The sequence below is a fragment of the Kitasatospora sp. NPDC088391 genome (assembly GCF_044753345.1).
Lineage (GTDB): Bacteria > Actinomycetota > Actinomycetes > Streptomycetales > Streptomycetaceae > Kitasatospora.
The window spans coordinates 166,662-189,678 of record NZ_JBIVNB010000013.1 but is presented as its reverse complement, the minus strand read 5'-3'; the positions used below and the strand labels follow the sequence as shown (position 1 = coordinate 189,678).

Annotated in this window: 19 protein-coding genes; 12 read left to right on the top strand and 7 right to left on the bottom strand. The window is 74.8% G+C overall.

The window, feature by feature from the left end; translation table 11 throughout:
- Positions 1-154 precede the first annotated feature (154 nt).
- The 6 genes from ACIQBJ_RS31195 (at position 155) to ACIQBJ_RS31170 (ending at position 4,650) form a co-directional block, all read left to right on the top strand.
- Complete coding sequence (locus ACIQBJ_RS31195) at positions 155-1,027, top strand: helix-turn-helix domain-containing protein (RefSeq protein ID WP_400717287.1); 873 nt, start codon at positions 155-157, stop codon at positions 1,025-1,027.
- 73 nt (positions 1,028-1,100) lie between these two features.
- The gene (gene rimO / locus ACIQBJ_RS31190) at positions 1,101-2,564 is read left to right on the top strand and encodes a 30S ribosomal protein S12 methylthiotransferase RimO (RefSeq protein ID WP_400717284.1); all 1,464 of its coding nucleotides are present in this window, start codon (positions 1,101-1,103) and stop codon (positions 2,562-2,564) included.
- Complete coding sequence (gene pgsA / locus ACIQBJ_RS31185) at positions 2,561-3,193, top strand: CDP-diacylglycerol--glycerol-3-phosphate 3-phosphatidyltransferase (RefSeq protein WP_400717282.1); 633 nt, start codon at positions 2,561-2,563, stop codon at positions 3,191-3,193. Before rimO ends, pgsA begins: the two co-directional genes overlap by 4 nt.
- Positions 3,186-3,692, top strand: a complete 507-nt coding sequence (locus ACIQBJ_RS31180; RefSeq protein ID WP_400717279.1) for a CinA family protein — start codon at positions 3,186-3,188, stop codon at positions 3,690-3,692. The genes pgsA and ACIQBJ_RS31180 overlap by 8 nt, the downstream gene beginning before the upstream one ends.
- 300 nt (positions 3,693-3,992) lie before the next feature.
- Positions 3,993-4,364, top strand: a complete 372-nt coding sequence (locus ACIQBJ_RS31175; RefSeq protein WP_400717276.1) for a helix-turn-helix domain-containing protein — start codon at positions 3,993-3,995, stop codon at positions 4,362-4,364.
- A gap of 52 nt (positions 4,365-4,416) precedes the next feature.
- Positions 4,417-4,650, top strand: coding sequence for a hypothetical protein (locus ACIQBJ_RS31170; RefSeq protein ID WP_400717273.1), 234 nt, complete (start codon positions 4,417-4,419; stop codon positions 4,648-4,650).
- A 12-nt stretch (positions 4,651-4,662) separates the two neighbouring features.
- Here ACIQBJ_RS31170 and ACIQBJ_RS31165 read toward each other — a convergent pair whose 3' ends face one another.
- On the bottom strand, positions 4,663-9,303 hold the full coding sequence (locus ACIQBJ_RS31165; RefSeq protein ID WP_400717270.1) for an ATP-dependent helicase: 4,641 nt from the start codon (positions 9,301-9,303) through the stop codon (positions 4,663-4,665).
- A gap of 190 nt (positions 9,304-9,493) precedes the next feature.
- On the opposite strand from ACIQBJ_RS31165, the gene ACIQBJ_RS31160 reads away from it, so the two are divergent.
- The 3 genes from ACIQBJ_RS31160 (at position 9,494) to ACIQBJ_RS31150 (ending at position 12,795) form a co-directional block, all read left to right on the top strand.
- Positions 9,494-11,155, top strand: a complete 1,662-nt coding sequence (locus ACIQBJ_RS31160; RefSeq protein WP_400717267.1) for a S8 family peptidase — start codon at positions 9,494-9,496, stop codon at positions 11,153-11,155.
- 31 nt (positions 11,156-11,186) lie between these two features.
- Positions 11,187-11,381 carry a DUF3046 domain-containing protein gene (locus ACIQBJ_RS31155; RefSeq protein ID WP_400717264.1) on the top strand — a complete coding sequence of 65 codons (195 nt, stop codon included), beginning with the start codon at positions 11,187-11,189 and terminating at the stop codon, positions 11,379-11,381.
- Positions 11,382-11,571: 190 nt separating this feature from the next.
- Positions 11,572-12,795: an AI-2E family transporter gene (locus tag ACIQBJ_RS31150; RefSeq protein ID WP_400717311.1), complete on the top strand. Its 1,224-nt coding sequence runs from the start codon at positions 11,572-11,574 to the stop codon at positions 12,793-12,795.
- A 66-nt stretch (positions 12,796-12,861) separates the two neighbouring features.
- Here the strand turns inward: ACIQBJ_RS31150 and ACIQBJ_RS31145 are convergent, their stop codons facing one another.
- The gene (locus ACIQBJ_RS31145; RefSeq protein WP_400717262.1) at positions 12,862-13,527 is read right to left on the bottom strand and encodes a hypothetical protein; all 666 of its coding nucleotides are present in this window, start codon (positions 13,525-13,527) and stop codon (positions 12,862-12,864) included.
- A gap of 258 nt (positions 13,528-13,785) precedes the next feature.
- Here ACIQBJ_RS31145 and recA point away from each other — a divergent pair, with 258 nt between their 5' ends.
- The 3 genes from recA to rny all read left to right on the top strand — a co-directional run bounded on the left by recA (position 13,786) and on the right by rny (position 17,635).
- Positions 13,786-14,937, top strand: a complete 1,152-nt coding sequence (gene recA, locus ACIQBJ_RS31140) for a recombinase RecA (RefSeq protein WP_400717259.1) — start codon at positions 13,786-13,788, stop codon at positions 14,935-14,937.
- Positions 14,938-15,451: 514 nt separating this feature from the next.
- Complete coding sequence (locus tag ACIQBJ_RS31135) at positions 15,452-16,069, top strand: regulatory protein RecX (RefSeq protein WP_400717257.1); 618 nt, start codon at positions 15,452-15,454, stop codon at positions 16,067-16,069.
- Positions 16,070-16,231: 162 nt separating this feature from the next.
- Positions 16,232-17,635, top strand: coding sequence for a ribonuclease Y (rny, locus tag ACIQBJ_RS31130; protein ID WP_400717255.1), 1,404 nt, complete (start codon positions 16,232-16,234; stop codon positions 17,633-17,635).
- Between the two features lie 37 nt (positions 17,636-17,672).
- Here the strand turns inward: rny and ACIQBJ_RS31125 are convergent, their stop codons facing one another.
- From ACIQBJ_RS31125 to ACIQBJ_RS31105, 5 genes are all read right to left on the bottom strand, one after another.
- Positions 17,673-19,391: an FAD-dependent monooxygenase gene (locus tag ACIQBJ_RS31125; RefSeq protein WP_400717252.1), complete on the bottom strand. Its 1,719-nt coding sequence runs from the start codon at positions 19,389-19,391 to the stop codon at positions 17,673-17,675.
- A gap of 107 nt (positions 19,392-19,498) precedes the next feature.
- On the bottom strand, positions 19,499-20,338 hold the full coding sequence (locus tag ACIQBJ_RS31120; RefSeq protein ID WP_400717248.1) for an amino acid ABC transporter permease: 840 nt from the start codon (positions 20,336-20,338) through the stop codon (positions 19,499-19,501).
- A complete protein-coding gene (locus ACIQBJ_RS31115) occupies positions 20,335-20,985 on the bottom strand; it encodes an amino acid ABC transporter permease (protein WP_400717246.1) in 651 nt (216 codons plus the stop codon). The genes ACIQBJ_RS31120 and ACIQBJ_RS31115 overlap by 4 nt, the downstream gene beginning before the upstream one ends.
- Positions 20,986-21,031: 46 nt before the next feature.
- Positions 21,032-21,949: a transporter substrate-binding domain-containing protein gene (locus ACIQBJ_RS31110; RefSeq protein WP_400717244.1), complete on the bottom strand. Its 918-nt coding sequence runs from the start codon at positions 21,947-21,949 to the stop codon at positions 21,032-21,034.
- A 75-nt stretch (positions 21,950-22,024) separates the two neighbouring features.
- A complete protein-coding gene (locus ACIQBJ_RS31105) occupies positions 22,025-22,807 on the bottom strand; it encodes an amino acid ABC transporter ATP-binding protein (protein WP_400717241.1) in 783 nt (260 codons plus the stop codon).
- Positions 22,808-23,017: the final 210 nt, after the last annotated feature.

The following is a 23,017-nucleotide window of genomic DNA, read 5'->3' as shown; positions in this document are numbered from 1 at the left end:
GGTGGTCGGGCCGTTGGCCGGAAAGCGATCTGACCGCCCGTCAACTCCGGGCCCGGCGGGTGGCACGTTCGGGCCCCCTCCGGTTGAGAAACGTTCCGGCAGCACCCCTAGACTGGTGCTTCAGCAGGCGGCCTCCGCTCGAAAGGCGTGCCCAGTGACCATCGGCAAGTCCCCCCGCCGTTCCGCCCCCGACTCCACCGCGCCCGGCTCCGCCACCCCGCAGAGCCCCGCGGAACCGAGCCGTGCCGTCGACGGGCCGAGCATCGGGCGGCTGCTCGCCAGAGCCCGGCTGGAAGCCGGCCTGACGGTCGACCAGGTCAGCACCCGCACCCGGATCAGGGTGCCGATCGTGCACGCCGTCGAGTGCGACGACTTCGAGCGCTGCGGCGGCGCCTTCTACGCCCGCGGCCACCTCCGGCTGCTCGCCCGCGAGGTCGGCCTGGACGGCGAGGCGCTGGTCGCCCGCTACGACGCCGAGTACGGCGGCGCGGCCGCCGCGCCGCGCGCCACCCAGCTGCTCGACACCGGCCCGATCAAGGTCCGCGACCACCGCCGCCCGAACTGGACGGCCGCCATGGTGCTGGCGATCACCGCCGTGGTCGCGCTGATCGGCTACAACCTGTTCGGCGCCTCCTCCCCGGCCGCCGACCGGCCCGGCGCGGCCAGCGCCCCGCTGCCCAGCGGCGTCTCCGCCCCGGCCACCGCCCCCGCCGCGCAGCCGCCGGCCCCCGAGGCCAGCCCCGCCGTGATCGCCGCCGCCCCCGCCGACAAGGTCACCGTCAAGCTGGTGGCCGGCCCGGACAAGAGCTGGGTCACGGCCAAGGACGGCGACGGCAAGTCGCTGTTCTCCAACAACCTCGAAGTCGGCCAGGACCAGACCTTCACCGACCCGAAGAAGATCACCCTGGTGATCGGCAACGCCGGCTCCGTGCACCTGTTCGTGAACGGCAAGGACCTCGGCCCGGCGGGCAAGGACGGCCAGGTCGTGCACCTCACGTACACCCCCGGAGACCCGCAGGCCGGCTGATCCGGGCCGCCGAACACCGGCACGCGCCCTCCGGGGGGAACTCCACCGGGGGGCGCGCGTTAATCTTGGCGTCATGCCTGAACCCCGCACTGTCGCCCTGGTCACGCTCGGATGCGCCCGCAACGAGGTCGACTCCGAGGAACTCGCCGGGCGACTGGAGGCCGACGGCTGGCGGCTGGTCGACGACGCCAGCGAGGCCGACGTCGCCGTCGTCAACACCTGCGGGTTCGTCGAGGCCGCCAAGAAGGACTCCGTCGACGCCCTGCTGGAGGCCAACGACCTCAAGGGCCACGGCCGCACCCAGGCCGTGGTCGCGGTCGGCTGCATGGCCGAGCGCTACGGCAAGGAGCTCGCCGACGCCCTGCCCGAGGCGGACGGCGTCCTCGGCTTCGACGACTACGCCGACATCTCCTCCCGCCTGAACACCATCCTCTCCGGCGGCCACGTCGAGGCCCACACCCCGCGCGACCGCCGCAAGCTGCTGCCGCTCACCCCGGTCGAGCGGCAGGCCGCCGCCGCCGAGGTCGCCCTCCCGGGCCACGGCGCCCCCGAGGACCTCCCCGACGGCCTCGCCCCCGCCTCCGGCCCGCGCACCCTGCGCAAGCGCCTCGACAACGCCCCCGTCGCCTCGATCAAGCTCGCCTCCGGCTGCGACCGCCGGTGCTCGTTCTGCGCCATCCCGGCCTTCCGCGGCTCCTTCATCTCCCGCCGCCCCTCCGACGTCCTGAACGAGGCCGTCTGGCTGGCGGGCCAGGGCGTGAGCGAGGTCGTCCTGGTCTCCGAGAACAACACCTCCTACGGCAAGGACCTCGGCGACATCCGCCTGCTGGAGACCCTGCTCACCGAGATCGCCGCCGTCGACGGCATCGAGCGGGTCCGGGTCAGCTACCTGCAGCCCGCCGAGATGCGCCCCGGCCTGATCGACGCGATGACCGGCACCGGCAAGGTCGTCCCGTACTTCGACCTGTCCTTCCAGCACTCCGCGCCCGCCGTGCTCCGCCGGATGCGCCGGTTCGGCTCCACCGAGCAGTTCCTCGGCCTGCTGGAGTCGATCCGGGCCAAGGCCCCCGAGGCCGGCGCCCGGTCCAACTTCATCGTCGGCTTCCCCGGCGAGACCGAGGAGGACTACGCCGAGCTGGAACGGTTCGTCACGCACGCCGGCCTGGACGCCATCGGCGTGTTCGGCTACTCCGACGAGGACGGCACCGAGGCGGCCGGCTACGACGGCAAGCTCGACCAGGACGTCGTGAACGACCGGGTCACCCGGCTCTCCAAGCTCGCCGAGGAGCTCACCGCGCAGCGCGCCGAGCAGCGGATCGGCAGCGAGGTCACCGTGCTGGTGGAATCGGTCGAGGACGGCGTGGTGGAGGGCCGGGCCGCCCACCAGGCGCCCGAGACCGACGGCCTCACCACCCTGCTCGGCGTCGAGGACGCGGTGGTCGGCCGGTACTACCGCGCCACCGTGGTCGGCACCGAGGGCGTCGACCTGGTCGCCGAGGCCGTCCCGGTCGCGGAGCAGCCCGGAGCCGACGTATGACCAAGGGGCCGGGGGCCCCGGCCGCGACCCGGCCGACCCCGGCCGCCGTGCCGCCGCAGCCCGGCCTGTGGAACATCGCCAACGTGCTGACCATGTTCCGGCTGCTGCTGGTGCCGGTCTTCGCGCTGCTGCTGTTCGCCGACGGCGGGCACGACCCGAAGTGGCGGGCGTTCGCCTGGGCGGCCTTCGCCGTCGCGATGATCACCGACGTCTTCGACGGCGCGCTGGCCCGCAGCAAGGGCCTGATCACCGACTTCGGCCGGATCGCCGACCCGATCGCCGACAAGGCGATCATGGGCACCGGCCTGATCGCGCTGTCGATCCTCGGCGACCTGCCCTGGTGGGTCACCGTGGTGATCCTGGCCCGCGAGCTCGGCATCACCCTGCTCCGGTTCTGGGTGATCCGCTACGCCGTCATCCCGGCCAGCCGGGGCGGCAAGATCAAGACCCTCGCCCAGGGCATCGCGGTCGGCATGTACGTCCTGGTCCTCACCGGGCCGCTGGCCACCGGTCGGGCCGTGATGATGGCGATCGCCGTGGTGCTGACCGTCGGCACCGGCCTGGACTACCTGGTGCAGGCCCTGCGGCTGCGCCGCGAGGGCATCGCCCGGGAGCGCCGCGGTGACTGAGGCCGCCGGGGCCGCCGGTGCCGCCGCGGCCCCGGCCGCCCGGGTGCTGGCCGCGCTGCGGGCCGAGGGCGCCACGCTGGCCGTCGCCGAGTCGCTCACCGGCGGCCTGCTGGCCGCCGCGCTGGTCGGCGTCCCCGGCGCCTCCGCGGTGTTCCGCGGCTCGGTCACCGCCTACGCCACCGAGCTGAAGGCCGCCGTGCTGGGCGTCGACCCGGCCCTGCTGGCCGAGCACGGCGCGGTCCACCCCGAGGTGGCCCGGCAGATGGCCGAGGGGGTGCGCCGGCTGCTCGGCGCGGACTGGGCGCTCGCCACCACCGGCGTGGCCGGCCCCGACCCGCAGGACGGGCAGCCCGTCGGCACCGTGCACCTCGCCGTCGCCGGACCGTCGGGAACACAGACGCTCCCGCTCCGGTTGTCGGGTGGGCGTGACACGATCCGGCAGGGGTCGGTGGACGCCGCGCTGGAGCTGCTGCTCCGGCGGCTGGCGGCCGTCGGCTGAGCCCCGCCCCGCGGCGGGGGGAAAACCCGTGAACCCGCCGCACCGGCCTGGAGATCGTGTTACACCGGATGCTCCGGCCGAACCGGTCGGACGGCAGAAACGTCGATCGCGCGTCGACCGCGCGTCCGGAGCCGGACATCTGCCCGTCACGGGTGGTTCGACGGCTCCGGCGGGGAAGAACAGGGAGGGGACGCCTTGCAGCCCAGAGTGAACACGACCCCGGTCCCCGCACGGGATGCTGGCAAGGCGGTACGGTGGGGTCGTGACATCTCGATCCGCAGTCCGAGGAGGGAGGCACCGATGATTCTGCTCCGTCGCCTGCTGGGCGATGTGCTGCGTCGGCAGCGCCAGCGCCAGGGCCGCACACTCCGCGAGGTGTCGGCAGCCGCCAGGGTTTCGCTCGGATACCTCTCCGAGGTCGAGCGGGGTCAGAAGGAGGCGTCCTCCGAGCTGCTCTCCGCCATCTGTGACGCACTGGACGTCCGGATGTCGGAGGTCATGCGGGAGGTCAGCGACGAACTGTCGCTCGCCGAACTTGCGGCGATGGCCACCCTCTCGGAGGGTGATCTGTTGAGGCCGGTGCTCGAACCGGTTCCGCTGCCGGCCCCCGGTGTCGACCGGTCCGGTTCCATCTCGTCCAAGACGGCGGCGATGGACGTGGTGGCGGCCTGACCGGACCTCGAACGCCCCGCCACCGCGGGGCGCCGGGCGAAGGAGGGCCACGATGCGGGGTACGCGGCGTGCCGTGCTGCTTGCTGCGACGGCACTGGTCGGTCTGGGTCTGATACTGCTGCTGACGGGCGGCACCGCGTTCCACGGCGGTGCCGCCCTCGGCATGCTCGCGGCCGGCTGGTGGGGCATCGGGCTGATCCCGGTGCACGCCACGGCCCGCTACCGGCGCCGCCGCGCCGCCCGGCCGGCCGGGCCGCCCGCGGCGCCCGCCGCCACGGACGGGTGACGGCCCCGGGGGTCAGCGCAGCCGGTAGCCCTTCGGGGTGGGGTGGAATCCGGCCGATTCCAGCGCGGGGCCCAGGGGGCTGGTGAGGGCGGCGTGGCCGTTGACGCGTTCGACGGTGAGCGGCCCGGCCAGTGCCCCGAGGGCCGCCGCCAGCCGGGCCCCGTCGGTCGGCCAGGCCAGCAGCGAGCGGCCGCCGCGCTCCACGTACAGCACCGGCTCGCCGTCGACCAGGGTGACCAGGGCGCCCGCCTTCCGGGCGGGCCGGTGGGCGGCCGCGGTGCCCTCGGGCGGCTCCGGCCAGCCCAGCGCCGCGCCGTACGCGTTGGCGGGGTCGGCGGCGGCCAGCACCAGGGCCCGCGGGGCGTCCGCGGGGGCCGCGGACCAGTCGCCGTCGCCGCGTTCCAGCCGGGAGTGGACGGAGCGCAGCCGGTCCGCGGCGCCGTCCATGGCGAACTGGGCGCCGCCCAGGCCCTCGACGAAGTAGCCGCGGCGGGCCTTCCCGCGCTCCTCGAACGCGGACAGCACCCGGTACACGCCCGCGAAGCCGCCGGGCACCCGCTCGGCGGCCACCGCGCCCCGGGTCAGCAGGCCGTGCCGGTCCAGCAGCGCCTGCGCGCGGGCGGCGGCCAGGGCGGTCGGGTCGCCGCCGAAGGAGGGCAGCAGCGACCAGCGGCCGGCCACGGTCGGCGGGCTGCTCCGGGCGGCGGGGCGGGACAGGCCGCGGCCTGCCCCGCCGTAGCGGCCGCGCGGGGTGGCGCGCGGCGCCCGGTGCGCGGTGGCGCCGGCGGTGCGGCCGGAGCCGAGCAGGTTGCGCAGCGGGGCCAGGGTGTCGTTGGTGACGTACCCGGCCCAGACCAGGTCCCAGAGCGCGTCGGCGATCTCGTCGTCCGGGGTGTCCGGGACGCGCTCGGCGAGCTGGCGGAAGAACGCGCCGTAGCCGCCGGTGAGGGCCTCCAGCAGGGCGGTGTGTACCGGGCCCGGGGTGAGCGGCAGCGGCTCGGGCCGCAGCAGGTGGGCGTTCTCCGGCAGGTGCAGGCCGATCCAGCCGTCCTTGCCGGGCAGCGCGCCCGCGCCGGACCAGCCGATCTCGCCGGCCGCCATCAGCTCGTCCAGCAGGCCGGGGGAGTAGTCGGCGAGCCGGGCCGGCAGGACCAGCTTCTCCAGCGCGGAGGCGGGCAGCGCGGTGCCCTGGAGCTGCTCGACCACCCGGTACAGGCCGTCGGCGCCGCGCAGCCGGTGCCCGGCCAGGTGCTGCCACTGCGGGAGGAAGGCGGCCAGCGCCTTCGGCGGGACGGGCTCCACCTCCTGCCGCAGCGCGGCCAGCGAGCGGCGGCGCAGGCGGCGCAGCACCTCGGCGTCGCACCACTCGGGGGCGGTCGTGGTCGTGTCGGGCCGGAACTCGCCGCGGACCAGGCGGCCGGCCGCGGTGAGGCGGTCCAGGGTGCCGGTGACGACGGCGGCGCCGAGGCCGAAGCGGTCGGCGGCGTCCTGGGCGGTGAACGGGCCGTGGGTGCGGGCGTAGCGGGCCAGCAGGTCGCCCAGCGGGTCCTTGACCGGCTCGGTGAACGCCTCGGGGACGCCGACCGGCAGCGGGGTGCCGAGGGCGTCGCGCAGCCGCCCGGCGTCCTCGATCGCGGACCAGCGCTGCTCGCCGCCGATCCGGACCCGGATCGCCCGCCGGGCGGCCTCCAGCTCCGGCGCCCACGGCGGCTCGGCGCCGCGCGCGGACAGCTCGGCGTCGGTGAGCGGGCCGAGCAGGCGCAGCGCGTCGGCGACGCCCTCGACGTCCTTGATCCGGCGCTCGGGGGTGAGCCGCTGGAGCTCGGCCTCCAGGTCGGCGAGGACCCGCGGGTCGAGGAGCTCGCGCAGTTCGGCCTGGCCGAGCAGTTCGGACAGCAGCCGGGAGTCCAGGGAGAGCGCGGCGGCCCGGCGCTCGGCGATCGGGGAGTCGCCCTCGTAGAGGAACTGGGCGACGTAGCCGAACAGCAGCGAGCGGGCGAACGGGGACGGCTCCGGGGTGGTGACCTCGACCAGGCGGACGGCGCGGGACTCCAGGTCGCCCATCAGCTCGACCAGGCCGGGGACGTCGAAGACGTCCTGCAGGCACTCGCGGACGGCCTCCAGGACGATCGGGAAGGAGCCGTACTCGGCCGCCACCTCCAGGAGTTGGGAGGCGCGCTGGCGCTGCTGCCAGAGCGGGGTGCGCCGGCCGGGGCTGCGCCGGGGCAGCAGCAGGGCGCGGCCCGCGCACTCGCGGAACCGGGCGGCGAACAGTGCGGAGCCGCCGACCTGGTCGGTGACCAGCTGCTCGATCTCGGCGGCGTCGAAGACCGCGGCGTCCGCGCCGACCGGGGCCTCGTCGGCGGGCGGGGCCGTGAGGCCGGACGGGAAGTCGGCGAGCAGGTCGGCGTCCGGCAGGCGCAGCACGATGCCGTCGTCGGCGTGCATCACCTGCGGGTCCAGGCCGTGCTTCTCGCGCAGCCGGGCGCCGATGGCGAGCGCCCACGGGGCGTGCACCTGGGCGCCGAACGGGGAGTGCACGACGACCCGCCAGTCGCCCAGCTCGTCGCGGAAGCGCTCGACCACGATGGTGCGGTCGTCGGGCAGGTGGCCGCAGGCGGCGCGCTGCTCGGCGAGGTAGGCGAGCAGGTTCCCGGCCGCCCAGTCGTCCAGGCCCGCCCCGCGCAGCCGGGCGCTGGCCGGCTCCGGCTCCAGGGCGCCCAGCTCGCGGACGAACGCGCCCACCGCGCGGCCGAGTTCGAGCGGGCGGCCGAGGGTGTCGCCCTTCCAGAACGGCAGCCGGCCCGGGACGCCGGGGGCGGGGGTGACCAGCACCTTGTCGTGGGTGATCTCCTCGATCCGCCAGGAGGTGGTGCCCAGGGTGAACACGTCGCCGACCCGGGACTCGTAGACCATCTCCTCGTCGAGCTCCCCGACCCTTCCGCCGCCCTTCTTGGGGTCCGCCCCGGCGATGAAGACGCCGAACAGGCCGCGGTCGGGGATGGTGCCGCCGGAGGTGACGGCGAGGCGCTGGGCGCCGGGGCGGCCGGTGACGGTGCCCTCGACGCGGTCCCAGACCAGGCGGGGGCGCAGCTCGGCGAAGGCGTCGGACGGGTAGCGGCCGGCCAGCATGTCGAGGACGGCGTCGAAGGCGGACTGCGGCAGGGTGGCGAACGGGGCGGCGCGGCGGCACAGGGCGAGCAGCTCGTCGACGTCCCAGGTGTCCAGGGCGGTGATCGCGACGAGCTGCTGGGCCAGCACGTCCAGCGGGTTGCGGGGGACCCGCAGCGCCTCGATCCGGCCGTGCCGCATCCGCTCGGTGACCACGGCGGACTGCACCAGGTCGCCGCGGTACTTGGGGAAGAACACGCCGCGGGAGACCGCGCCGACCTGGTGCCCGGCCCGGCCGACCCGCTGCAGGCCGGAGGCGACCGAGGGCGGTGACTCGACCTGCACCACCAGGTCGACGGAGCCCATGTCGATGCCCAGCTCCAGGCTGGAGGTGGCCACCACGGCGGGCAGCCGGCCGGCCTTCAACTCCTCCTCGACCAGGGCCCGTTGCTCCTTGGAGACCGAGCCGTGGTGGGCCCGGGCCAGCACCGGCGGCGCGCCCGCGGCGGCGCCGGAGCCGCCCATCAGTTCGGCGGGGGCGTGCGCCCCGGGCAGCGGGGCGCCGGCGGCCCGCTCGTGGGCGATCTCGTTCAGCCGGTTGCACAGCCGCTCGGCCAGCCGGCGGGAGTTGGCGAACACGATGGTCGAGCGGTGCGCCTGCACCAGGTCGACGATCCGCTCCTCCACGTGCGGCCAGATCGAGCTCTGCCGCCGCGGGTCGTCCTCCTCGGCCGGGGCGGCGGGCAGGTCGGCGAGGTCCGGGACGGGCACCACCACGGACAGGTCGAACCGCTTGTCGCCGCCGGGCCGGACGATCGCCGCGCCGCGCTGCGGGCTCAGGTACCGGGCGACCTCCTCGACCGGGCGGACGGTCGCGGACAGGCCGATCCGGCGGGCCGGGCGGTCCAGCAGCCCGTCCAGGCGCTCCAGGCTGAGCGCCAGGTGCGCGCCGCGCTTGGTCCCCGCCACCGCGTGCACCTCGTCCAGGATCACCGTGTCGATGCCGCGCAGCGCGTCCCGGGCGGCCGAGGTGAGCAGCAGGAACAGCGACTCGGGGGTGGTGATCAGGATGTCCGGCGGGTGGGTGGCGAACTTCCGGCGGTCCGCGGCCGGGGTGTCGCCGGAGCGGATGCCGACCCGGACGTCCGGCTCGGGCAGGCCCAGCCGGACGCTCGCCTGCCGGAGGCCGGCCAGCGGGGCGCGCAGGTTGCGCTCGACGTCCACCGCCAGGGCCTTCAGCGGGGAGACGTAGAGGACCCGGCAGCGCCGCTTCGGCTCGGCCGGCGGCGGCTCGGCGGCCAGCCGGTCCAGCGCGGAGAGGAAGGCCGCCAGGGTCTTGCCGGAACCGGTCGGGGCGACCACCAGCACGTCCGTCCCCAGGCCGATCGCCGACCAGGCCCCGGCCTGCGCCGCGGTGGGGGCGGCGAACGCCCCGGTGAACCAGGCCCGGGTGGCCGGCGCGAAGCCGTCCAGCGGGTTCGGGGAGCCGGGCGCGTCAGGCGTGCCGGGTGCGTCGGACGGGTCGGGGACGGAGGTGGCCATGACCCCATGGTGCCCCGACACCCTGACAGCCCGGGGCGCCCGGCGGCGGTCGTCCGCCGCCACGGCCCGCCACCGCCCGCCACCGTCTGCCGCAGTCCCGGGCAGCAGATCGGACAAGCCACTCATATGGTGAGGAATCGGACTCGAACCCCTCGGAGTCCCGCCCTGCCTGACGAGCGGAGACCGTGCGATGGAGCAGGTGAGCCAGCCCCCCGGCGACAACCCCGGAGCCCGCCGGCGCCGCAGCGTCCGGGCACTCGGCGCGATGCTGCTCACCGGGCTGCTGATCGGCGGCGCCGTCCCCTACGTCACCGGCACGGGTGACACCTACCTCAGCTACCTGGTGCTCGACGAGCGCGCCGACGCCCAGGGCGCCGAGCACGCCGCCGACCGGGTCCGGGCGCACGGCGGGCGGGTCGTCCAGGACTACCCGCAGATCGGCGCGGTGCTCGCCTACGCCGGGCCCCGGTTCGGCGCCGCCCTGCGCGGACAGGCCGGGATAGCCGCCGTCGGCGCCACCCGCACCGTCCCCGTGCCCTCCCCGCCCCGGCCGCTGGCCGGCGCCGCGTTCGGGACCGGCCCCGGGCGCCCGGCGGGCACTGCGCCCGCGCTCGACGCCGCGCCCGCGTCCGCGCTCGACGCCGCGCCCGCGTCCGCGCTCGACGCCGCGCCCGCGCCCGCGCTCGACGCGGCGTCCGCGCCCGGCCGGGGGCAGGACGCCCGGGAAGGGGCCGACGAGGCCACCCCCACCGTGCCCGACCCCGGCGAGCACGACGACTGGAACCTCGCCATGATCGGCGCCGTCGAGCACCCCGCCGGGCAGGACGCGCTGCTGCGTCCCGCGGTCGCCACCGGCCGGCAGGGCGACCCCGCCACCGACCTGCCCACCCCCCAGCAGCTGTCCGGGGTCACCGTCGCCGTGCTGGACTCCGGCGTCGACGACACCCACCCCGACCTGCGGGCCGCCGTCGACCCCGCGGCCTCCGCGTCCTGCGCCGACGGCCGCCCCGACTCCCGCAGCGGTGCCTGGCGGCCCGACGACTCGGTCGGCGAGAGCGGCCACGGCACCCACGTCGCCGGGATCGTCGGCGCCGCCCGGGACGGCCACGGCGTCACCGGCGTCGCCCCCGGCGTCCGGATCGCCGCCGTCCGGCTGCTCGGCCCGCTCGGGCAGTACTACGCCGAGAACATCGTCTGCGGCATGCTCTGGGCCGCCGACCACGGGGCCCGCGCCATCAACGACAGCTACTTCGCCGACCCGTGGAAGTACAACTGCCCCGAGGACCCCGACCAGGCCGCGCTGATCGCCGCCGTCGGCCGCGCCGTCGCCTACGCCCAGCGCAAGGGCGCCGTCGTGGTCGCCTCCGCCGGGAACGACGGGCAGGACCTCACCGCCGGGCGCGCCGACCGGCGCAGCCCCAACGACCGGGTCTCCGGCCCGCCGCAGGACCGGCAGCTCGGCACCGAGTGCATCCGGCTGCCCGGCGAACTGCCCGGCGTGGTCACCGTCAGCGCCGTCGACCGGTCCGGACTGCCCGCCGTGTACAGCAACTACGGGCGCGGCAAGGTCTCCGTCGCGGCCCCCGGCGGCGACCCCGACGCCGGCCCCGACGGCGCGGTCGTCTCCGACTGGCCCGACGGCCGGTACGCCGCGCTGGCCGGCACCTCGATGTCCGCCGCGCACGTCACCGGCGCCGTCGCGGTGGTCGCCGCCCGGCACCCCGACTGGGGCCCCGAGCGGATCGCGGCCGCGCTCGCCACGGCCGCCGACACGGGCTGCGGCCTGAGCGCCCCGTCCGGCTGCCGGACCCGCTCCTACTACGGCGCGGGCGTGCTCACCCTGCCGCACTGAGCGGCCCGCGCGGTGCCCGATACTGGGGCGCATGAGGCTGACCGAGTTCTGGCGACGGATGCACGAGCACTTCGGCGAGGCGTACGCGGAGTCCTTCGCGCAGGACCACCTGATGGCCGAACTCGGCGGGCGCACCGTGCGCCAGGCACTGGACGCCGGGTGGGAGGCCAAGGACGTCTGGCGGGTGGTCTGCGCCACACAGGGAGTGTCGCCGCTGCTGAGGTGAGAGTGATCACCGGCCGCCGGGTGAGACTGTCCCGGTGGCCAGCAGCGAACCGAACCCCGACCGGACCCCCGACGACCGCACCCCCGTGGACCCGCCGTCCGGGCCCGTGGACCCGCCGCCCGGAGCGGTGGCCGACACCGCGGCGGCCGCCGCCCGGATGCTCCGCCGGACCGGCTCCGGCGGCGGGGCGATGCCCCGCTGGCTGCCCCGGGCGATCCTGCTCGCGCTGCTCGGCGTCGGGCTGTTCCAACTCGCCGACTGGGCGTTCCACCAGCTGATCGACCTGTTCGTGATGCTGCTGGTGGCGTTCTTCCTGTCGCTGGCGATGGAGCCCGCGGTCGACCGGATGGCCGCCCGCGGGGTGCGCCGCGGCCTCGGCACCTTCCTGGTCTTCATCGGCGTCGCGCTGGCCGCGGCCGGCTTCCTCGCCTCGCTCGGCACCCTGCTGGTCGACCAGATCACCCAGATCGCCGGGAAACTGCCGCAACTGCTCCAGGACCTGATCGCCTGGATCAACCGCACCTTCCACACCGAGCTGTCGCTCGACCAGCTCCAGCACCAGGTGCTCAAGGACTCCGGCACCATCGAGAAGTACGTCCAGCAGGCCGCCGACAACGTCTGGGGCGTCACCGGCACCGTCGTCGGCGGCCTGTTCCAGGCCTTCACCGTCGGCCTGTTCACCTTCTACTTCACCGCCGAGGGCCCCCGGGTCCGGCGCACCGTCTGCTCGCTGCTGCCGCCCGCCAAGCAGGGCGAGGTGCTGCGGGCCTGGGAGATCGCGCTCGCCAAGACCGGCGGCTACCTGTACTCCCGGGCACTGCTCGCGCTGGTCTCCGCCCTCGCGCACTGGGCGTTCTTCGCCGCCATCGGCCTGCCGTACGCGGCCGCGCTGGCCGTCTGGGTCGGCGTCATGTCGCAGTTCGTGCCCACCATCGGCACCTACCTGGCCGGGGCGCTGCCGGTGCTGGTCGGGCTGACGGACCGTCCGGTGGAGGCGGTGTGGGTGCTGGTCTTCGTGATCGTCTACCAGCAGATCGAGAACTACCTGCTGCACCCCCGGATCACCGCGCGGACGGTGGACGTGCACCCCGCCGTCGCGTTCGGCGCGGTGATCGCCGGGGCCGCCCTGCTCGGCGCGGTCGGCGCGCTGATCGCCATCCCCGTCGCCGCCACCCTGCAGGGCTTCGTCGGCACCTACGTGCGCCGCTACGAGGTCGAGGACGACCCCCGGATCGACCGCGGCGAGCAGCAGCGCGAGCGCCGGGAGCGCCGGCGGCGGGCCCTCCGGCGGCTGCGCCGGATGGTCTCCGGCGGCGCGGACGGCGGCACGGACGGTGGCGCGGGCGGGAACGGTGCGGACGGCGGTGGCGGTACGGAGGGGAGCGGTGGCGGCGGGGGCCGTTCCGGGGAGTGAGGCGGGGCGGGGCCCGTCGGCGGCGCGGGTGGGCGGTGCGCCCCCGCCGACGGGCCGCGGCGGGTGTCAGGGGGCGTCGGCCGTGACGGGCTGCGCCGTCAGGCCCGCGCGGGCCAGCACCCCGAGCAGGGCGGGGCGGTCCAGCGGGTCACCGTCGGGAGTGGTCGGACTCAGCGCGGCCAGCAGGAGGTCCGGGTCCAGCCGGTGGGCCTCGGCGGCGGCCAGCAGGAGGTCCGGGTCGGCCCCGTCGGCCAGGTGCTCGGCCAGCTCGCCCAGGACCTCGGGGCGTTCGACGAAGCAGCTCACGCCGCAGTCCAGGCCGTCGTCGGCGAGGCCGTCCGGGTACGGGGCCCGGGCCCAGGCGCCGTTCTCGTACCAGTAGACGCAGCCGACCTCCAGCCCTTCGAGCCGGTCCTCGATCTCCGGGTACGGCAGCCAGGCGGGGGCGCCCGCCAGCATGTCGATCCTCGGCTCGTGCCACTTGACCTCGCTCGCCTCGTCCTCGCCGTAGAGCACGAAGCGGCCCGGGCCGCACGGGGACAGGACCCACCAGGTGCAGCCGCAGTCGTCCCAGTGCAGGCCCGCCCCGTCGAGCCACCGGCCGGTCCGGTAGCGCGGCGGGTTCTCCTCCTCCGCGGTGGTCGCCCCCAGCGCGGCCAGCAGGGCCCAGCGGCCCCACAGCACCTCGGCCGGCGGCAGGTCCTCCGGCAGTCCGGGACGGTGAATGGTCATGGGGCCCCCGTGGGTGCGTTCCGATGGTGATCGCCGCCACCCTACGGCCCGGGGACGGCCGGTCCGGCGGGCCGCCGACGTCCCGCAGCCCGTCCGCAGCCCGGGCCGACCTGCGAAGCTGGAATCGAACGCGTGTTCTTTTGTACTCTTCGGCGCGGACTTTTCCACAGGCCGACCCCGTCCGGGGCCGATTGTCGGTGGGACGCGCTAGCGTCGATGACGATGAAGCGCAACGGACAGAACCCGAGGGTGGAAGCCATGGCAGGTACGGATCGCGAGAAGGCCCTGGAGGCCGCACTCGCCCAGATCGAGCGGCAGTTCGGCAAGGGCTCGGTGATGCGGCTGGGCGAGAAGGCGAACGAGCCGGTCGAGGTGATCTCCACCGGGTCCACCGCGCTGGACGTGGCGCTCGGCGTGGGCGGCATCCCGCGCGGCCGGGTGGTCGAGATCTACGGCCCCGAGTCCTCCGGCAAGACCACGCTGACCCTGCACCTGGCGGCCAACGCCCAGCGGGCCGGCGGCACGGTCGCGTTCGTGGACGCCGAGCACGCGCTCGACCCCGAGTACGCCAAGAAGCTCGGCGTGGACACCGACGCCCTGCTGGTCAGCCAGCCGGACACCGGTGAGCAGGCGCTGGAGATCACCGACATGCTGATCCGCTCCGGCGCGATCGACCTGGTGATCATCGACTCGGTGGCCGCGCTGGTGCCGCGCGCCGAGATCGAGGGCGAGATGGGCGACTCGCACGTCGGCCTGCAGGCCCGTCTGATGAGCCAGGCGCTGCGCAAGATCGCCGGTGCGCTGAACCAGTCGAACACCACCGCCATCTTCATCAACCAGCTGCGCGAGAAGATCGGCGTCATGTTCGGCTCGCCCGAGACCACCACCGGTGGCCGCGCGCTGAAGTTCTACGCCTCGGTCCGCCTCGACATCCGGCGCATCGAGACCCTCAAGGACGGCACCGAGGCGGTCGGCAACCGCACCCGCGTCAAGGTGGTCAAGAACAAGGTCGCCGCGCCGTTCAAGCAGGCCGAGTTCGACATCCTCTACGGCGTGGGCATCAGCCGCGAGGGCGGCCTGATCGACATGGGCGTCGAGCACGGCTTCATCCGCAAGTCCGGTGCCTGGTACACCTACGAGGGCGACCAGCTCGGCCAGGGCAAGGAGAACGCCCGCAACTTCCTGCGGGACAACCCGCAGCTCGCGGACGAGATCGAGGCCAAGATCAAGGGCAAGCTGGGCATCGGCCCGAAGCTGCCCGAGGTCGAGGGCGCCCCCGCCGCGGAGATCCCGGCCGCGGCCGCCCCCGCGAAGGCCACCGCCAAGAAGACGGCTGCGGCGGCTGCCAAGGAGACGGCGGCCGCCAAGGAGACAGTCGCCGCCAAGGAGACGGCTGCCGCCAAGGGCTGATCCGTTGACGCACCACCGCAGCAGCGAGCACCCGACACCGGGTCCGTCCGAGGACGGGCCCGGTGCGGGCGTATGGGCCGGGGGCGACGAGGACGGGCGCCACGGCGAGATCGGCCCGCCCGACTGGTTCGCCGCCGTGGCCCGCCGACGTCCCCCCGCGCCGCCCGGGGACGGGGAGACGGCAGCGCCGTCGCGGGGCGGGCAGCCGGACGCCCCGGAGCGGGAGGGCACGCCCAGGCGGCGCCGGGCCCGGGCCGAGGAGCCTCTCGGGGAGGGGGAGTTCCCCGGGCTGGTGCGGGCCTCGGCCCGGCCGGTGGAGGGGGAGCGGCCCGCACGGCGGGGGCGGGCCCGGGGCGGTGAGCCGGTGGGAGAGCCGTCCGGGGCGGAGGAGTGGCCCGCGCTTGAGGCGGGGGAAGAGCCGGCGGGGGCGGTGGGGATCGGGGAGGTTCCCGGGCTGGTGCGGGCCTCCGAGTTGGCGGGGGGGCATCGGCGGCGGCGCAGTGCGTTGGGGGAGTTGCCCGAGGCGGTGCCCGAGGCGGAGCCGCGGCCGCGGGCCCGGCGGGCGGCGCGGGGGGAGGCCGTCGAGGGCGGGCGGCGGCGTGAGGCGTACGGGGAGGGCGGGGCCCGGGCGGGGGAGCCGGAGGGCGACCCGGCGGACCGGGCGCGGGACATCTGCCTGCGGCTGCTGACGGGGGCGGCCAAGTCCCGCAAGCAGCTGGCCGACGCGCTGCGGCGCAAGGAGATCCCGGACGAGGTCGCCGAGCAGGTGCTGTCCCGGCTGGAGGAGGTCGGGCTGATCGACGACGCGGCCTTCGCCGAGGCGTGGGTGGAGTCCCGGCACGCGGTGCGCGGGCTGTCCCGGCGGGCGCTGGCGCAGGAGTTGCGGACCAAGGGCATCGGCGGGGAGACCGCCGAGCAGGCGCTGCTGCAGGTGGACGCGGACGACGAGTCGGCGGCGGCCCGGGCGCTGGTGGAGCGGAAGCTGCGGTCCACCTCGGGCCTGGACCGGGACGTCCGGACCCGTCGGCTGGTCGGGGTGCTGGCCCGGCGCGGCTACTCGGAGGGGTTGGCGTACCGGGTGGTCCGGGAAGCTTTGGACGCGGAGGAAACGGGGGAGGAGAGCGAGGACTGAACCGGTTCGAGTGCTATTTGATGACTGGTGATCAGATCGACGGGGCCAATTCTCGATCGCATCTTGACCGTTTCGTAACCTCCGCCTAGCCTCACTGTCAGTGGCAGAACGATCGCGGAGGTCACCTCAGCGGCAGCGTGCGCAGTGACGAGGAGTGGCCACATGGGGATCGCTCAGGGCACCGAAACGGGTTCCTCCCTGCTGCTGGCGGCCGGGGTGCTGATCGGCGCCCTCGTCCTGGTGCTGGCCGCCGGGTTCATGATGCTCCGTCAGCGCCGGGCCGAGCTCGACCGCCGCGAGGAGCGGCTGACCGCCGAGCTGCACCGCCTCCACCTGCACGAGGACGAACTCGCCGCCCGGGCCGTCGAGTCCGAGCGGGTCCGCGGCGAACTCGCCGAGCGGACGGCGGAGAGCCTGCTGGTCCTGGAGCGCACCGCCGGGCTGACAGCCGAGCAGGCCCGGGAGGAGGTCGTCCGCGGCGCCGAGTCCGAGGCCCGCCGGGAGGCCGCGCTCACCGTCCGGGAGATCGAGCGCCGGGCCGTCGTCGAGGGCGAGGGCCGGGCCCGGGAGATCATCGCCTCGTCCATCCAGCGGCTGGCCGCCGAGCAGACCGCCGAGACGGTGGTCACCACCCTGCGGCTGCCCAGCGAGGACATGAAGGGCCGGGTGATCGGCCGCGAGGGCCGCAACATCCGCGCCTTCGAGGCCGTCACCGGCGTCAACCTGATCGTCGACGACACCCCGGGCCTGGTCCAGCTGTCCTGCTTCGACCCGGTCCGGCGGGAGAGCGCCCGGCTGACCCTGGAGTCGCTGCTGGTCGACGGCCGCATCCACCCGGCCCGGATCGAGGAGGCGCACGAGCGCAGCCGGGCCGAGGTCGAGCGGCTGTGCGTCCGGGCCGGCGAGGACGCGCTGCTCACGGTCGGGATCGGCACGAGCGGCGAGATGTCGCCCGAACTCGTCCGCACGCTCGGGACGCTGCGGTACCGGACGTCGTACGGGCAGAACGTGCTCGGGCACCTGGTGGAGTCCGCGCACCTGGCCGGGATGATGGCGGCGGAGCTCGGCGTCGACCCGGAGACGGTGCGGCGGTCCGCGCTGCTGCACGACATCGGCAAGGCGCTCAGCCACCGGGTGCCGGGCAGCCACGCCGCGATCGGCGCCGAGTTCGCCCGCCGGCACGGCGAGTCGGCGGAGGTCGTGCACGCGATAGAGGCGCACCACGGCGAGGTCGAGCCCAAGACGGTGGAGGCGGTGCTCACCCAGGCCGCCGACGCCTGCTCGGCCGGGCGGCCGGGCGCGCGCAAGGAGTCGGTCGAGGCGTACGTCCGCCGCCTGGAGCGGCTGGAGGAGATCGCCGCCGCGCACGACGGCGTCACCAAGGTCTACGCGATGCAGGCCGGCCGCGAGGTCCGGGTGATGGTCCGGCCCGAGGCGGTCGACGACCTGCGCGCCCAGGAGATCGCCAGGGAGGTCGCCCGGCAGGTCCGCGAGGAGCTGACCTACCCGGGGCAGATCCGGATCACGGTGGTGCGGGAGTCGCGGGCGACGGAGGTCGCCCGCTAGACGCCCCGCCCCCGGTCGCGGCCGGCCGGGGCGCCCGTCAGCCCTTGGCGTCCTGCTGCTGTTCCAGTTGCTGTTCCCGCCCCGGTTCCCGGCCCGGTCCCTGGCCCGGTTCGAGGCCGGGTTTCGGGACGAGCGGGGCGGTGAGGGCGGTGAGGGTCTCCGGGTCGAGGCCCGGGGTGGTGCCGAGGAGGTGGCCGTCCGGGCGGATCAGCAGGACGGTGTGCGGGGCGGCGCCCGGGTAGTCGTCGGTGACCAGGACCTCGGTGGGGACGGGGAGGTCGGCGGCGAGTTCGGCGAGGCGGGGCATCAGGCCGGCGCCGAGCCAGTGCTCGGCGGACCAGACGGTCGTCCCGGGCGCGACCAGGACCAGCAGGAAGGCGCCGCCGAGTCGGGCCCGCAGGGTGTCGGCGGCCCCGTCGGCGGTGACCACCGGGAGGTCGGGCACCAGCACGCCGGGGGCGGTCGCGGGGAACTGTTCGGTCAGCGCGGTGCCGCGCCCGCCGCCGCGCTGCTCGGGCACCCGGGTGCCGGACGGGCCGGCGGGGTAGGCGGGGGCGCCGCCGAAGCGGCCGGTGCCGAGCTGCCCGTCGGCGAGCAGCGGGGCGTTCTTCCGGAAGGAGCCGGAGAACAGCGAGCGCCGGGTCTCGGCCCAGCCGCGCAGCGGGCGGAGCAGCGGCATGGTCTGGTCGACGGCGCGCAGCCGGGCGCCGACCGCGCCGCGCCGCTCGGCCTGGTAGCCGTCGAGCAGGGCGCTGTCGGCGGCGGCGGAGCCGGGCGGCAGGTGCCAGGCGAGGGCGAGCCGCCAGGCGAGGTTGTCGGCGTCGCGCAGGCCGTCGGCGAGGTTCTGCATGCCGAGCGCGCCGTGCAGGTGGGCGGCGTCCCCGGCCAGGAAGCAGCGGCCGGTGCGGAAGCGGGCGGCCAGCCGCTGCTGGTAGGTGTGGTCGGCGGCGGCGAGCAGCTGGTGCGGGGGCAGCTCGCCGCACCAGCCGGTGAGCGCCGAGGTGACCCGGGTGAGCAGGGTGTCGCCGGTGACGATGCCGGGCCAGGTGGCGTGCGGGTCGACGGGCTCGGTGAGCTGGGGGCGGCCGGGGGGCAGCCGCCAGTCGAGCCGCCACAGGCCGTCCGGGAGCGGGCGGGCGGACGCCTCGCGGTCGCCGCGCCACGGGGGTTCGCGGTGCAGCCGGGCCTCGCCGGGGAACGGCAGGTCGACCCGGACGGTGGCGACGGCGTGCCGGTCGACGGCGGGCCGGCCGGGGAAGCGGACCTTGAGCAGCCGGCGGACGGTGGAGCGGGCCCCGTCGCAGCCGACCAGGTGGCTGCCGTGCCACTGGGCCTCGCCGGTGCGGGACTCGGTGCGGACCGTCACGCCGTCCCGGTCCTGGGTGAGGTCGAGCACCCGGTGCCGGAGGGTGAGCCGGACCAGCGGGGCGGCGGCGACGGCGTCGAGCAGGCCGCGCTGGAGGCGGTGCTGGGCGAGGTGCAGGACGGGCTCGTCGTCCAGCGGCAGGCGGAGCACCTCGGTGCGGCGGCGCCAGATGCTGAAGGCGTCCCAGCGGGCGGCGTCGGCGGCGGCCCGGGTGTAGCCGATCCGGCCGAGGAAGGCGGCGGTGTCGCCGCCGAGCACGACGCTGCGGGGGCTCTCGGGGCAGAGGCCGGAGCCCTCGTCCAGGACCAGGCTGGGGACTTCGTTGCGGGCCAGCGCGAGCGCCAGGGCGAGGCCGACCGGCCCGGCCCCGACGATGATCACCGGATCCATGTCGGGGCCTTCGGGCGGGCGGCGGCGGCCGCCGGTGCGTCATATGCCGGGTGAGAGGTCCCAGGTGGTGTCACGAACAGCAATGCAACAGATCACCTGGGTGTCCGTCAAGCAGCGGCTGTGCCGCGCCGGTTCGCGCCGCGCCGGCCGCGCGACTCGATCCAGTGGGCCAGACCGGTGAGGGCCAGGCAGAGCGCGATGTAGATCGGGGTGACCACGATGAGCACCGGGATGTACGGGTAGCCGTCGGAGTTGGTGGCGATCAGCTTGCCCGCGTACAGCAGCTCGGGGTAGGTGATGATGTAGCCGAGCGAGGTGTCCTTGAGCGTCACCACCAGCTGGCCGATGATCGTCGGCAGCATCGAGCGGACCGCCTGCGGGACCAGCACCAGGCTCATCACCTGGGTCTTGCGGAGGCCGAGCGCGTAGGCGGCCTCGGCCTGGCCGCGCGGGACGGCGTTGATGCCGGAGCGGATCACCTCGGCCTGCACGGCGCCGTTGTACAGCGTCAGGCCGACCACCAGGCCCCACATCGGCTGGGCGGTGAACAGCGCCTGCCAGAGCGCGAAGATCATGATGACCAGCGGCAGGGCCCGGAAGAACTGCACCACCGGGGTGCAGACCAGCCGGACCGCCCGGTGGTCGGAGAGCTGCCCGACGGCGAGCAGCGAGCCGAGCACCAGCGAGCCGACCGCGGCCAGGCCGAAGGCCTTCAGGGTGGCGAGGACGCCGTCGACCACGCGCTGCTGGACGGCGGTGTACTGGAACGGGTCCCACAGGTACCCGTCGAACTGGCCCTGGTCGGAGAGGGTGCTGACGATCCACCAGAACAGGCCGGCCACGCCGAGCAGGCCGAGCACGCCGAACGCCTGGTAGCGGACCCGGGCCCGCGGGCCGGGGACGTCGTACAGGACGGAGGCGGAGGCGGTGCGGGTGCGGGTGCTCATCGGGCCACCGCCGCACGGCGCTCGAGGGTGCCGAAGACCGCGCCGACCGCGAAGCTGATCACCAGGTAGGCGAGGGCCAGCCAGAAGAAGATGGCGAAGATGTCGTGGCCCTTCTCGGTCAGGGTCTTCTGGACGCTGAACAGTTCGGGCACGTTGAACGCGCCCGCGATGGCCGAGTTGCGGGGCAGCGCGATGAACACCGACCCCATCGGGGCGATCACCGCGCGGGCCGCCTGCGGGAGCACCACCAGGCCGAGGGTCTGGCCGAAGTTCATGCCCAGCGAGCGGGCGGCCTCGGCCTGGCCCAGCGGCACCGTGTTGATGCCGGAGCGCAGCACCTCGCAGACGAAGCTGCCGGTGTAGGCGCTGAGCGCGACCACCGCGGCCGTGAAGCTGCTGATGTGCAGGTCCAGCCGCGGCAGCACGAAGGTGGCCGCGAAGAACAGCAGGGTGAGCGGGGTGTTGCGGAACACCGTCACCCAGCCGGTGCCGAAGGCGCGCAGCACCGGGACCGGGGAGACCCGGAAGGCCGCCAGCAGGATGCCCAGCAGCAGGGCGAACAGGGCGCTGAGCGCGCTCAGTTCGATCGTGCGCAGGAATCCCTGGGCGAACAGGTGGAAATTGCCGTCCTCGAACAGCAGGCCCATGCCGGCGGCCCTCCTCTCGTCTCTCGGTGTCGGTGCGGGGGCGGCGTCAGCCGGCGATCGGGTCCAGGGCCGGGATCGCCGGGGCCTCGGAGCCGGACAGGCCGAGGGTGGCGTCGTACGCCTTCTTCCAGTCGCCGTTGTCCTCGTGCGCCTTCAGCGCGTCGTTGACGGCCTTCTGCAGCGCGGAGTCGCCGAGCTTCACGCCGACGCCGTAGCGCTCGGTGGAGAAGGTCTGGCCGACGACCTTGAGCTGGCCCTTGTTCTTGGCGGCGTAGCCCTTGAGGATCGCGTCGTCGGTGGTGACCGCGTCGACCTCCTTGGTGAGCAGCTTCTCCACGCAGAGCGAGTAGCTCTCGAACTGGGTGACCTTGGCGCCGTACTTCTGGATGTTGGCGATCGAGGTCGAACCGGTCACCGTGCAGACCGACTTGTCCTTGGTGGACTCGGCGCCGGTGATGTCGGTGTTGTCCTTGTTCACCAGCAGCGACTGGCCGGCGATGTAGTACGGGCCGCCGAAGGAGATCAGCTTCTTGCGGTTGTCGTTGATCGAGTAGGTGCCGACGTAGAGGTCGACCTGGCCGCCGGAGAGCGAGGTCTCGCGGGCGCTGGAGTTGATGGTCTTCCACTCGATCTGGGTCTCCGGGTCGAAGCCCAGGTCCGCGGCGATCATCTTGGCGATCTCGATGTCGAAGCCGTTGCGCTTGCCGGTCTGCACGTCCTCGAAACCGAGGAACGGCTGGTCGGACTTGGCGCCGATGGTCAGCTTGCCCTTGGTCTTGGCGGCGGTCCAGGCGGCCGAACCGTCCAGCTTCGCGGCGGAGTTCACCTTGTAGGTGGGCAGCTGCGCGGCGGCGGCCGACTTGTTGTCGGTCGACCCGCTGGGGGAGCCGTCCTTGCCGCAGGCGGCGACCGCGGTCAGGGCGAGCACGGACAGGGCGGCGGCTACGGTACGACGGGCCTTCATGCGGTCGTTCACTCCTCGGTAGGGGCCATCGCTGGCTCCGGGCAATGTCGAACTGACGCTAGATCGAATACGGGTTCAGTGGTGCAGGATCTTCGACAGGAAGTCCTTGGCACGGTCGCTGCGCGGAGCGGTGAAGAACGCCTCGGGGGTGTTCTCCTCGACGATCCGGCCGTCCGCCATGAACAGCACCCGGTTCGCGGCGGAGCGGGCGAAGCCCATCTCGTGGGTGACCACGACCATCGTCATGCCGCGGGCGGCGAGCGAGCGCATCACCTCCAGCACCTCGTTGACCATCTCCGGGTCGAGGGCCGAGGTCGGCTCGTCGAACAGCATCACCTTGGGCTTCATCGCCAGCGCGCGGGCGATCGCCACCCGCTGCTGCTGGCCGCCGGACAGCTGGGACGGGTACTTGTCGGCCTGCGCGCCCACCCCGACCCGGTCGAGCAGCTCGCGGGCCTCCCGCTCGGCCTCGGCCTTCGGCACCCGGCCGACCTTGACCTGGGCCAGCACCACGTTCTCCAGCACGGTCTTGTGCGCGAACAGGTTGAAGGACTGGAACACCATGCCCACCTGGGCGCGCAGCCGGGCCAGTTCGCGGCCCTCGGCCGGCAGCGGCCGGCCGTCCACCTCGATGGCGCCGGAGTCGATGGTCTCCAGCCGGTTGATGGTCCGGCACAGCGTGGACTTGCCGGAGCCGGACGGGCCGATCAGCACCACGACCTCGCCCTGCGCGATCTCCAGGTCGATGTCCTGCAGCACGTGCAGCGCGCCGAAGTGCTTGTTCACCCCGCGCAGGGACACCAGCGGGGCGGCACTGTCCGACCCGGGCTTCCGCAGGTCGGCGCTGTTCTCGGTCATCGCGGCTCGCTCCCTCGTCCTCCGAACCCGGGCCAACTCGCAGGGGCCGCAGCATCGGTGATGGTCCGTCTGATGTCCGGGAGCCCGAGCCGGCGGAGCCCGTGGCCCCCGGACGGGGCGACTTTAGACAGGTACACGACGTCCCGCCAGCCGATCTGAGCTGAACTTGAGGATCACGGTTCGGCTACGCCCGGTAGTCGGGGAGTCGCG